The sequence below is a fragment of the Streptomyces regalis genome, from assembly GCF_001509475.1.
Lineage (GTDB): Bacteria > Actinomycetota > Actinomycetes > Streptomycetales > Streptomycetaceae > Streptomyces > Streptomyces regalis.
The window spans coordinates 1-11,577 of record NZ_LLZG01000011.1; the positions used below are offsets into that span (position 1 = coordinate 1).

Here is an 11,577-nt window from a genome sequence, read left to right on the forward strand (position 1 = left end):
GGTGGGGGCGGCGGGGGTGCCGCGGTCCGGAGCAAACAGCGGAAGAAGGACAGCCCCGCCCCCGACCTGTCCGCCTCCGACCCGGAATCCGGACTGTCCACCGCCGCCGGAATGAAGCCGCACCAGGCCCTGGCCGCGATGGACGGAGTGCACCACTCGGTCAACACCAGCGTCGGCAACGAACAGCAGGCCCTGGCCGACTCCCCGCCCACCATGGACCGCCCGGCCGGTTCCCCGGAGACCCTCAGTGGCTCCCCGGACGCCGCGCCCCCTGGCGAGTACTCCGACGACGACGTCAGCGCGACCGACTCCCCCGAGGCGGAGGCCGCCGAGGTGGAGGGAGCCCAGGCCCCGGAGGGCGAACTCCCGGGCGCGGACTTCGAACTGAGCACCGGCGACAAAATCCTCGCGGGCGTCACCACTGTCGGTGCCGGCATAGTCAACTGGGGCAGCAACCTCGTCGGAGCCGGTGACGTCATCGACACCGACGCGCTCGTCCAGAAGGTCCTCGACCTGCCGACCGAGGACGAGATGATGGAGCAGGCCCAGGTGGGCACGGCTCCCGGTGTCGGCATGGCGGAGGAGACGGGCGGGCTCACCGAGCAACAGGGCGGCGAGCTCGACTCGAAAGCCGGCCAGGTCGAGGAGGAGGGCCGCGCCGACTCCGAACAGCCCCTCGGCGAGGACCAGATCTACCCCGACGTCCCGCCCGAGACCCTCACCGCGGACGTCCCCGAGGGCGGCCAGGAGAAGGGCGCCGCGTCCAAGTCCGGTGGCGGCCCGCAGATCCAGGGCGTTCCGCCGGAGGCGGTCTCGGAGGTGGCCGAGCACGAGGAAGGCCCCAAGATCCAGTCCGCGTTCAAGAAGGGCCAGGACGACCTGGCCACCGAACGCGAGAAGAAGGACACGGACTTCCAGGCCTCCCAGCGCAAGCACGAGGAGGACGTCCGCGCCGAGGTCGACGCCAACACCAGGAGCCAGGCCGACGAACGCGAGCGGGCGAAGTCCGAGGTCGTCGCCGACCGCGAGAACTGGCGGGCGGAACAGGACGCCGAACTCGCCGACATCGACACGAAGAAGGGCGAGAAGTCCAAGGCGGTCCGGGAGGACATCGACAAGGAGGAGCAGGACACCGACGACAAGGTAGAGCAGCGGGAGAAGGACGACGACGAGGCGATCACGAAGAAGAGCACCGAGGCAACCGAGGAGGCGGAGACCGAGCGCGACGACGCGAAGGAGGACTCCGGCAACTGGGTGACGAAGGCCTTCGACGCGATCAAGCAGTGGCTCGAAGATCTCAAGAACACGATCGTCGGCATCTTCGAGCGGGCGCGCCAGGCCGTCGTCGACCTCATCACGAACTTCCAGGAGACGGTGACCGGGTGGATCGAGGAGGTCCGCAACTCGATCGTCGAGATGTTCGAGGAGTTCGTCGAAGCCATCGTCGAACTGGGCCGTGAACTCCTCGAAGCCATCCAGGAGATCGCCGACCGCATCCGCGACTTCATCATCGACCTCATCGCCGACGCGATCGCCTTCATCAACGATCTCGCCAACGAGCTCAAGGAGATGCTCGACGAACTCCTCGACCAGATCGGCCAGATCCTCACCGACATCCTGGACGCCCTGAAGCGCGGCCTGGAGGCGGCCCTCGACGCCGTCAAGGGCGTCCTCAAGGGCGCGATGGACCTCGCGATGGGCCTGCTCAACGCCCTCGGCGAGTGGATGACGATCGCCGGCGACATCATCTCCGACCCCGGCGGCTGGCTCAGCGGCGCCGCCGCCTCCGCCGAGGACGGTGCCAGGAACCACCTGGTCCCGGAGGCCCAGTCGGCGATCAAGCAGTGGTTCAACGACAAGGTCCAGGAGATCCTGGGGATCGACAAGGAGACCTTCGACCTCCTGATCAGCGGTGGCATGACGGTCGAGGAGATCGTCGAGGAGGCCTGGGCCGCGATCCTGCCCCAACTCCCCATGATCATCGGCGAGCTGGTCATCACCAAGGTCGTCGCGAAGCTCATCCCCGGCGCGGGCTGGGTGATGGCCATCATCGACGCCCTGAAGGCCGCGTACGAGACCCTCTCCGAGATCCTCCGCGCCTTCGGCCTGGTCATCGACTACCTCAAGGCCGTCAAGAGCGGAAACGCCGGCCGCCCCTTCGCCAAGGCCGTCGCGGCAGGCATCGTCGCCCTGATCGAGCTGGTCTTCAACGCGCTGGTCAGCGGCATCGGCAAGTACGTCGGCAAGGTGACGGAACGTCTGAAGGGCGTGGCCAAGGGCTTCAAGGACAAGTCACCGTCGAACCCTGACTCCGACGACCGCAAGGACCAGGGCGACGAGGTCAACGCCGCCCAGCAGCAGACCAACAACGCCAACGAGAACCTCAACTCCCAGCCTCAGAACAATCCGCCGGCCAACAACAGCAACAACACCAACAACCAGTCGACGTCCACCACCAACCGCACGGACGACGACAAGAAGCAGGACACCGACAACCGCAAGGACTCCACGTCCGACAACAGCAAGGACAAGGACAAGGACTCCGACACCAACCGCCGCGACGACGACACCCGCAACAAGGACAAGGACGGGGGCAAGGACCGGAAGAAGGAAGAGGGCAAGGACAAGGACAAGCCCCGCCGGAAACCGTCCCCGGCCGGCCGCTCCCACAAGCGTTCCAAGAAGACCACCAAGGCCGCCCTCAAGCGCAACCGCCGCGCGAAGAAGGCCTTGGGACGCAAGGGCAAGAACAGCAAGACGGGCCGCAAGCTGGACAACGACGCCCGCAAGATGCGCCGCGCCTACAAGAACCGCCGCGACCAGCTCCGGCGGCAGCAGCAACGGCGTCATGAGGAGCGCCGCGGCCAACGGGACGAACGCCGCAAGAAGGAAAACTCCCCGGAGTCCAAGGCTGCTCGCCTCCGCAAGATTGTTGCCCGCCTTGAGCCACGGACCGATGCTCTGCTCAAACGGGGCGTGAAAGGCGTGATTCTACGAGGTTTCCTTTCGGCGGCGAGACTTCGGTACCGACTTACAGACCTCTCCATTCGGGGAGATGACAGCTTCTCACTCCACGCAAGACTGAATCCTCAAATTGATTTCTCAAACGGGGCCTCTGTTGATAGAGACCGGCTGCTGAGATTCTTGCGACAAGTGGCCAGAGAAGTCGTCTATTCAAACACTTCTCGACGCGACGCTGCAACGGGAATTAGTCAACAGGTCCTCCCTCGAGGAAAGAAGCCGAAAGACCGTACAGTCCTCAAAGTCGAAGAGGGTGTCGGCATGGGGGCAGTTCAGAATTATTCCCGAAGGATGGCGCCAAGTCGGCCAGGAGTTTGGGAGGACGTCGACCTCGAGAGGAATGGTAACCAACCCCCCATAACCATTTCGAGGAAACAGGGGTACTGGCCCAGTAATCCGAATATAGTTCCACTGGAGCAACAGGGCCGACATCGCGTCATTCGAAACAAGGTCGCGAGCGTCCCAATACCTAAGTCCTCATCGCAACCGCAGCAGGGTGGCGGCCAGGTGCCAAGCACTGCGAAGGAGAGCTATAAGAAGCTGATCCGTGATGCTTCACAGCCGAACGTAGGGCCGGGTCTGTCCAGGAATTCTCTGGACATCATGAAGGGAGAAAGGCCGGTAAACTCACTCGCCAAGGCTTCTGCCGGGCTGACGGACGTTGTTTCTGACATCGAAGGCATGCGCAGTATCGCCGCGACCACCACCAGTGCACTGATGATGGAAAGTGCGGTAGCGTCAGGGGGTCCTCCAGATCTGGCATCATTCCAAATGATCGCCCAAGGTGCACAGAAGGACGCCGAAGAATTGAATAAGTTCGTGGAATTTGACAGCCGAAGAGGTGGGAGTGCTGAGGGTCTGGGCCGAGGCGCACAGAACATGATGAAAGCCGAACTCGACATTGTGGAAAACTGGATTAAGGGGCTCGATATAAAGGTCGATCGATCGTCGAAGAAAAGTACAGAAGATCAACTCTTCGACCAGATCAGGAAGCATGTGCATGCCGCATACGGAACCGAGAAAAACGATGTCGCTGCCTTCCAGATGTGGAACGACGCCAAACGGCAAGGGGTAAGCTTCCAGGATTTCCAGCGAGTATTGCAGGCGAGAAAGGGTGCCAATGGTTTCTGAGTCTCCGCGCTATTTTTCTCGTCCTCTGGTTATTCGGGGCAACTCTGACGAGGCTGAGGAGCAAGTCGAGAGCGCTGCCGAGTCCCTTGGCTGGCCGTGCAGGGGTGAGATCCCTGCGGACCCGGATCAGGGTGTCCCCTACGAAGTCCAGTGGATGGCCGGACCGGCACTTATCCTCCACTTCGTCGTGGACGATCTCTCCAATTGTTCCGTTATGAGAATTTCGGGAGACAATCCGGATTTCGTAGAGTCAGCCGCATTTTTGGTCAAGGGAAGTGTCGACGTCTATTCATTCGAAGAGCTCTTGGATTCCGCAGAGATTTCTGAGGACACTGAGAAGTCGGCGCAAGCGCTCATGCGAGCCAGCGTCGGGGCACCTCCAGAATTCAGTGAGCGCCTCTTCGGTAGGATCCGCTCGTTCCTCGCCAGCGGGAATCCTGAGCTCCAGGAAGCGGCTATCTGGGCGACGTCCTTCACTCCATTCCCTCAATACCGGCCACTCCTGAACGAGGTTCTCGCTACACAGTCCGACCTTCACCTGAGGGAGACGGCTATGAGTGTACTCGAGGCCTACGACCACGAGGGGGTACAAGAGCAGTGACCAGATACGCGGATATACCCAAGCCAATCCGGTCCGGGATCGTCATCGTCGACCCCGAGCTGGGCACCCCGCAGCGTGTCATCGTGCTGCAGTTCAACCCAGACACACTCGAGCGCTCGCTCGCGCCCCAATCTGCAGGAGGCGAAGGAGAAGGCGAGGGTGACCGGAACGAGGCGCTGCGGCTCAAGGGGCCCGCCGAGGAGACCTGGACGTTCACCGCCGAGATCGACTCGACCGATCAGCTCGAGGTGGCGGCGCCGGACGGGATTCACCCGGAGCTCGCCGCGTTGGAGATGCTGGTGCACCCGACGACGGCGCAGCTACGGGAGGCCACTCAGGCGGCGAAGAAGGGGACGATCGAGATCAGTCCCATCGAGATGCCGCTGACGCTCTTCACCTGGGGGAGCAAGCGGGTGCTGCCCGTGCGCCTGACGGAGCTGTCGATCAGTGAGACGGCCTTCGATGTCAACCTCAACCCGATGCGGGCTTCGTTGAACATCGGCATGAAGGTGCTGTCGGTGAGTGATCTGCCGCCCGAGCACCGGGGCGCGGACCTGTATCTGGCGCACCTGGCGCAGAAGGAGCGGTTGGCCGGGATGACGTCGGGCGGGCGGCTGGGGGCATTCGGCCTCGGTGGCGGCCGCGTTCTGGGCCGCCAGGCCGGACGCCAGTACAGGTGACGCCGGTGCAAAGGACGCCAGTGCAAGTGACGCCGGTACACGTGACGACCGTACAAGCGACGCCAGCGCAAGTGACACCGGTACACATGGCGACCGTACAAGCGACACCGGCACCCGTGACACCCGTACAAACAGGGGGAGTTGAGCAGCATGGCCAGCACTGAGCCGTACGAGAGTGCGCTGGACCAGATACCGGGAGCGCATCCGTATCCGCGGTCGAGCCGGTACCACGATGCGGAGATCGGGGTGCATGTGCGGGCCGACGGGACGGAGGTGCGGTATGCGAAGCGGCGGTTGTTGCCGCCCATTGACCGGAACACGAGCGCCGAGGACACCACCACGCACACCGTCAGCAGCGGGGAGCGGCCGGACCACCTCGGGCAGCGGTACTTCGGGGACCCCGACCAGTGGTGGCAGATCGCTGATGCCAACCCCGTAGTGGATCCACGTGAGTTGACGGACGAGCCGGGGCGGGAGATCGACGTTCCGGTGCCAGGGGTGTTCCCGGGAGCCGGGCATGCCCGATGAGCCGATCGGGCGGGGGCCCGTCCACATCACCCTGCACATGGGGCCGAAGCTGACCCGTCCGGTGCCGGCGGAGATCGCGGAGGCGCTGCTGTCCTGCCAGATCACGATGACGGCGGGGGAGCGCAGCGGATTCCAGATGGCCTTTGATCTGAGTAAGAAGGGGGCCCTTGCGAAGAGGCTGCTGCCCGAGGGGTTCTTCGATCCCAAGACTCGCGTGATGGTGACTGTTTCGATCAAGGGCACCTCGCGGGTGCTGCTGGACGGTCTGATCGTGCGGCAGGAGGTGGGGGCGAGCAATCGGCCCGGGCAGTCCACGCTCACCGTGACGGGGGAAGATCTGACCCTGCTGATGGATCTGGAGGAGCGGACGGACCGCTATCCGAACCTCGCGCCGTCGCAGCGGGCCGCGCGCATTCTTGCCAAGTACGCGGATTACGGCATCCAGCCGCACGTCATCCGCGAGCAGATCGCGCAGCCGCCCAGGCAGGACCTGCGCGTTCACTACCAGACCGGTACCGACCTGCAGTACCTCAACGAGCTTGCCCAGGCGAACGGTTACACCTTCTATTTGGAGCCTGGGCCCGTCCCGGGGCGGTCCACCGCTTACTGGGGGCCCGAGCAGCGGCTCGGGCAGCGGCAACATGCGCTGAACGTGAACATGGAGACGAACTCCACGGTTGATCAGCTGACGTTCGCGTACGACGGTACGGCGCGCGAACAACCGCAGGTGCGGGTGCAGGATCCGCTGACGCGGGGGACCCGGCTGCTGCCTCAGCCGGATATCGACCCATTGCGGCCGCCGCTCGGGCGCCGGGCCACTCCGGCGCTCAAACGCCGCACGATCTCCGGGACGGCGAAGAAGGAACTGGGGCAGGCCGAGGCCGAGGCGCTCGCCCGGGCGGCGATGTCGGCAGACGTCATCTCCGGGTCCGGGAGCCTGGACGTGAACAGGCACGGATACCTGCTGCGGCCCCGGGAGTTGGTGGGGGTGCGAGGCGCGGGAGTGACGTACGACGGGGACTACTACGTGAAGTCCGTGACGTCGAATCTCAGCCCCGGCTCGTTCCGGCAGAACTTCACGCTGTCGCGGGAGGGGCTGATCGCCCGGAGCAGCACGGTTCGTCCCTAAGGCCTCCCTAAGGCCTCCCCAAGGCTTCCCCACGGTCGTCAGAAGACGCGGAGAGATACAGGAGCACACTGCACCATGGTCACAGGACCGAAGGACCGGTTCCTCGGCAAGTTCCGAGGCCGGGTCGTCAGCAACGACGACCCGCTGCGCATCGGCCGTATCACCGTCGAGGTCCCGGACGTCCTCGGTGACGAGCCGTCGACGTGGGCACTGCCCTGCCTGCCGTTCACCGGGCCGGAGTCCGGACAGTTCGTGGTGCCGCCGCCGGGCGCCGGCGTGTGGGTGGAGTTCGAGCAGGGGGATCCCAGTTTCCCCGTGTGGACCGGGTGCTGGTACGGGGCCGCCGAGGAGCTTCCGCCCGACGCGCGCCGCGAACTCCAAAGCAACTCGCCCAACAAGCCCGTGGTCGTGCAGACCCCGCAGGCGCACAAGCTCGTCATGAACGACACGCCCGGTGCCGACCAGGGGATTCTTCTCCAGGCCCAGGGCGGCGCGTACATCCGCATCACCAAGGAAGCCGTGGTCATCGCAACCGGCGCGGGAGCGGAGGTCATTCTGCGCGGCCGTGAAGTGACCATCAACGAGGGCCAGTTGACCGTGCTCTCGAAGCGATAAGGAAGACGGGGGACCTAGGAACATGCCCGGGAGTCTGCTCGATGCCGACGCCGTGATCGGCTGCCCGCACGGCGGTCGCGTCACTGCGGCCACCACACCCTCCGGCGGCGTCCGAGCCGGTGGCGCCGCCGTCGCCACGGCCGCCCACAGCTATGTCGTCACCGGCTGCCCGCACACCGTCGACGGCGTGCCCGCACCGTGCGTGACGGTCCGCTGGACCGCGGCCGGCACCGGCATCACCGTCGACGGCGCACCCGTGCTGCTCGACACCTCCGCGGCCGAGTGCTTCACCGCGGCGTTCGTGCCGCAGGGACCGCCCGTCGTCCAGGCCGCGCAGCGAAAGGTCACCGTCCGATGAGCCGCCGAACCAGTCAACGCCCCCGCAGCGACCTCGCCTTCCCCTTCCGCGCCGACCGCCGGGGCCGCACCGCGCACGCCACCCACGGCGAGCACGTCCACGACCTCATCGAACAGCTGCTGTTCACCAGCCCCGGCGAGCGCGTGATGCGCCCCGACTTCGGCTGCGGACTCCTCGACCTGGTCTTCGCCCCGACCAGCCCCGAGCTCATCAGCACCCTCGAACTCTCCGTCCAGGCCTCGCTGCAGCGCTGGCTCGGCGATCTCATCGACGTGGAGGCCCTCGACGTGATCAGCGAGGACAACGTCGTGCGCGTGTACCTGTCGTACGCCATACGCGCCGACGGCACCCGGCGCGACGACGTGTTCGAAGGGAGGGCCACGGCATGACCGGTACGACCGCCACCTCCCGCCGGACGAAGGTCCGCGCCGCCCAGCTCAACGGAGTCGACTCGGTCGAGGTCGGCGACGACGGGCTGCTGCTCACCGTCTCCTTCCTCGGCAAGGCGCCCCACGGCCTCGGCCCCGAGAACGTCCGTATCGACGGCGGCCGCCGCATCACCGGCATCACCGCCGTGGACGTGAGTGTCGAGCGCGAGGAGGACCCCGAGCTCGACGACCGGCTCTACGTCACCCTCGACAAGGTCGGCGACACCTCCCGCTACCGGTTCTCCCTCGTCGAGACCGACCCGTACGGCCGCCCCGGCACCGAGCCCTTCCGCGGCTTCGACCAGCGCTACCACAGCGCCACCTTCGCCTTCCGGCCCGACTGCCCAACTCCCTTCGACTGCAAGGAAGACGAGCAGCCGTCCTCGGACTTCCCTGCCGCGCCCGTCGTCGACTACACGGCCCGCGACTACGACACCATCCGCAAGCTGCTCCTGGACCGGCTCGCGCTGACCACCCCCGACTGGGTCGAGCGCAACCCGGCCGACCTGGGCATGACCCTGGTCGAGCTGCTCGCGTACGCCGGTGACCAGATCAGCTATCAGCAGGACGCGGTCGCCACCGAGGCCTACCTCGACACCGCGCGCCGCCGCGTCTCCGTACGGCGGCACGTCCGGCTCATCGACTACGCGATGCACGACGGTTGCACGGCGCGCGCTTACGTCGCCGTCGAGACCGCCGGCGACCACACGCTCGCCCCGGGCACCTACCGCTTCGCCTCCGTCGACGTGCGCACCCTCGACCCGCACGACCGCCCCGAGCCCGGCACGGTCGTCGACGAGGCCGATCTCGGCGACCTCGACGAGCGCGGCTCGGTGGAGGTCTTCGAACCGGTCGTCACCGCCGACCCGCTTCAGCTGCGCGTCGCGCACAATGCGATCCGGCTGTGGACCTGGGGCGGCGAGGTGTGCACCCTCCCGAAGGGCGCCACTTCCGCGACCCTGCGCGACGAGTGGGTCGACACGGAGACCTGCCGCGAGCGCCAACTCGACCTAAGGCCCGGTGACTTGCTCGTCCTGGAGGAGGTCAAGGGCCCGCGCACCGGCACCCCTGGCGATGCCGACCCGAGCCACCGCCAGGCCGTACGCCTGACCTCCGTCACCCCCGCCGTCGACCGCATCGAGGACCAGCCGGTCCTGGAGGTCACGTGGGCCGCCGAGGACTCCCTGCGCTTCCCGCTCTGCCTGGCCACCCGCGGCGGACGCGACTGCCTGCCCGTCGAGGACGTGACCCTCGCACGCGGCAACGTCGTCCTCGTCGACCACGGCCGCACCCTGCACGGGCTTCCCGAGACGTTCACCGTCCCGCAGGTCCCCGCCGTCGTCGCCCCCTGCGACCCTCCGGCCTTCGGCTGCTACGACCGTGACGAGGGCAACGCGCCTGCCCGGCTCATCAACTCCCTCACGGACCAGGCGGAATCCGGCGATGCGCTGGCCCCCGACGACATCCGCGAGCTCTTCGAGGTCGTCGGCGAGTCCGCCACCAACCGTGCCGGACTCGGTCTGGAACGAGCCGGTCAGCGCCACGAGCGCGTGGTCCCCGGCACCGCATACGCCCAGGCGGCCGCGCTGCGTACGTTGTTGGCCCAGTCCGTGTACCCGGGCATCCAGCCCCGCTTCCGTCCCGTCCTGGGCCGTGCGCCCGTGGTGCAGGCGGTGCCCTTCCCCGACCTCGGCACCGTCGCCGCCGGGCAGGCCGAGCGGATCGCCGCGATACCGGGACGGGTCCGGCAGCGGCTCGTCGAGCTGTGGCGCAGCGCCCGCGACCGGGACGGTCTCGGCGAGGAGGAGATCGCCGAACTCACGGTGATCTACGGCCTGAGGATCCTGGAGCGGATCGAGCTCCGCCGCCACCCTGTCCGTGCCCTGCGTGAACTCCTGCACCGCAGCGACCAGTTGCTCGACGCCAAGCTGCGCCGGATCGAGGTCCTGACGGCACGCGCCCGCGCGGGCACCGTCCTCGACGGGCACATCGCCTGGGAGGTCGCCCACAGTTGGGGCCCGGCGTACGCGGCCGGACTGCACCCCGACGAGCCGGTGCTGCGCGGCTCCGCGACCGCCGCGCTCGACCTGGACCCGCGCCGCGCCCTGCCCGCCGTACGCCTCCACGAGAGCGACGACGAGGACGCCGTGTGGGAGCCGCGCCGCGATCTGCTCGACAGCGGCCCGCGCGAGCGGCACTTCGTCGGCGAACTGGAGGACGACGGCCGCCTCGCCCTGCGCTTCGGCGACGGGCGGCACGGCGCGAAGCCGACGCCCGGATCCCGCCTCGCCCTGCACTACCGGCTCGGCGGCGGAACGGCCGGCAACGTCGGCGCGGAGGCCATCAACCACCTCGTCGTCCAGTCCGACTGCGAGCCGCCGCCCGCCGCCGTGGTCCGCAACCCGCTGGCCGCCAAGGGCGGCATCGAGCCCGAACCCGTCGAGCAGGTACGTCAGTTGGCCCCGCTCGACCTGCGCCGCACCCGGCTGCGCGCGGTCACCGCCGAGGACTACGCGGCCCTCGCCACCGCCCTGCCCGGCGTGCAGCGCGCGGCGGCGGAGCTGCGCTGGACCGGCAGCGTCCAGGAGGCGCATGTCGCGATCGACGCGTACGGCACCGGCGCCCCGTCGCAAGAGCTGCTGGACTCGGTCGCGCAGTCCCTGGAGCCGTACCGGCGCATCGGCCACGACCTCGTCGTCGGCGCCGCGCGGCTCGTCCCGCTGGACATCGCGCTGACCGTCTGCGCGAAGCCGGGCCACCAGCACGGGCAGATCCTGGCCGAGCTGTACCGCGTCCTGGGCAACGGACGGCTCGCGGACGGACGCCTCGGCTTCTTCCACCCGGACGCGCTGACCTTCGGCGAACCGGTACGGCTCAGCCGGCTCGTCGCCGTCGCGGCCGCCGTCCCCGGCGTGGAGAGCATCCAAGTGGCCCGACTGCAAAGGCTGTTCGAGCCGGACCGAGGAGAGAGGGAGGACGGCGTGCTGCGGCTCGGCCCGCTGGAGATCGCCATCTGCGACAACGACCCGGACCGGCCGGAGAACGGCCGGCTGGCGATTTCCCTGGGAGGTGCCCGATGACCGGGG

General features: G+C 67.4%; 10 protein-coding genes. 9 read left to right on the forward strand and 1 reads right to left on the reverse strand.

All coding sequences use genetic code 11. The features are described 5' to 3' along the window. Nucleotides 1-392: hypothetical protein (locus ADL12_RS55375; RefSeq protein WP_208614458.1), on the reverse strand; the 392-nt coding region annotated here is incomplete at its 3' end. Between the two features lie 142 nt (nt 393-534). Between ADL12_RS55375 and ADL12_RS03235 the strand changes: the two genes are divergently transcribed. The 9 genes from ADL12_RS03235 to ADL12_RS03275 all read left to right on the forward strand — a co-directional run bounded on the left by ADL12_RS03235 (nt 535) and on the right by ADL12_RS03275 (nt 11,571). Next, nucleotides 535-4,152 carry a phage tail protein gene (locus ADL12_RS03235; protein WP_159053064.1) on the forward strand — a complete coding sequence of 1,206 codons (3,618 nt, stop codon included), beginning with the start codon at nt 535-537 and terminating at the stop codon, nt 4,150-4,152. Continuing rightward, a complete protein-coding gene (locus ADL12_RS03240) occupies nt 4,142-4,753 on the forward strand; it encodes a hypothetical protein (protein WP_159053065.1) in 612 nt (203 codons plus the stop codon). The genes ADL12_RS03235 and ADL12_RS03240 overlap by 11 nt, the downstream gene beginning before the upstream one ends. Continuing rightward, nucleotides 4,750-5,433, forward strand: coding sequence for a CIS tube protein (locus ADL12_RS03245; protein WP_062698240.1), 684 nt, complete (start codon nt 4,750-4,752; stop codon nt 5,431-5,433). Before ADL12_RS03240 ends, ADL12_RS03245 begins: the two co-directional genes overlap by 4 nt. Before the next feature lie 150 nt (nt 5,434-5,583). Further along, a complete protein-coding gene (locus ADL12_RS03250) occupies nt 5,584-5,961 on the forward strand; it encodes a LysM peptidoglycan-binding domain-containing protein (protein WP_062698242.1) in 378 nt (125 codons plus the stop codon). Then, nucleotides 5,951-7,090, forward strand: coding sequence for a hypothetical protein (locus ADL12_RS03255; protein WP_062698244.1), 1,140 nt, complete (start codon nt 5,951-5,953; stop codon nt 7,088-7,090). The genes ADL12_RS03250 and ADL12_RS03255 overlap by 11 nt, the downstream gene beginning before the upstream one ends. A 75-nt stretch (nt 7,091-7,165) precedes the next feature. Then, nucleotides 7,166-7,705 carry a phage baseplate assembly protein V gene (locus ADL12_RS03260; RefSeq protein WP_062698246.1) on the forward strand — a complete coding sequence of 180 codons (540 nt, stop codon included), beginning with the start codon at nt 7,166-7,168 and terminating at the stop codon, nt 7,703-7,705. Nucleotides 7,706-7,727: 22 nt separating this feature from the next. Beyond that, nucleotides 7,728-8,063 carry a hypothetical protein gene (locus tag ADL12_RS03265; protein WP_062698248.1) on the forward strand — a complete coding sequence of 112 codons (336 nt, stop codon included), beginning with the start codon at nt 7,728-7,730 and terminating at the stop codon, nt 8,061-8,063. Then, nucleotides 8,060-8,452: a GPW/gp25 family protein gene (locus ADL12_RS03270; RefSeq protein WP_062698250.1), complete on the forward strand. Its 393-nt coding sequence runs from the start codon at nt 8,060-8,062 to the stop codon at nt 8,450-8,452. The genes ADL12_RS03265 and ADL12_RS03270 overlap by 4 nt, the downstream gene beginning before the upstream one ends. Beyond that, nucleotides 8,449-11,571, forward strand: a complete 3,123-nt coding sequence (locus ADL12_RS03275) for a putative baseplate assembly protein (RefSeq protein WP_062698252.1) — start codon at nt 8,449-8,451, stop codon at nt 11,569-11,571. Before ADL12_RS03270 ends, ADL12_RS03275 begins: the two co-directional genes overlap by 4 nt. Nucleotides 11,572-11,577: the final 6 nt, after the last annotated feature.

Coding starts and splice junctions, on each gene's coding strand:
- ADL12_RS03235 (WP_159053064.1), top strand. CDS start 535: ATGGAGCAGGCCCAGGTGGGCACGGCTCCCGGTGTCGGCATGGCGGAG.
- ADL12_RS03240 (WP_159053065.1), top strand. CDS start 4,142: ATGGTTTCTGAGTCTCCGCGCTATTTTTCTCGTCCTCTGGTTATTCGG.
- ADL12_RS03250 (WP_062698242.1), top strand. CDS start 5,584: ATGGCCAGCACTGAGCCGTACGAGAGTGCGCTGGACCAGATACCGGGA.
- ADL12_RS03255 (WP_062698244.1), top strand. CDS start 5,951: ATGCCCGATGAGCCGATCGGGCGGGGGCCCGTCCACATCACCCTGCAC.
- ADL12_RS03260 (WP_062698246.1), top strand. CDS start 7,166: ATGGTCACAGGACCGAAGGACCGGTTCCTCGGCAAGTTCCGAGGCCGG.
- ADL12_RS03265 (WP_062698248.1), top strand. CDS start 7,728: ATGCCCGGGAGTCTGCTCGATGCCGACGCCGTGATCGGCTGCCCGCAC.
- ADL12_RS03270 (WP_062698250.1), top strand. CDS start 8,060: ATGAGCCGCCGAACCAGTCAACGCCCCCGCAGCGACCTCGCCTTCCCC.
- ADL12_RS03275 (WP_062698252.1), top strand. CDS start 8,449: ATGACCGGTACGACCGCCACCTCCCGCCGGACGAAGGTCCGCGCCGCC.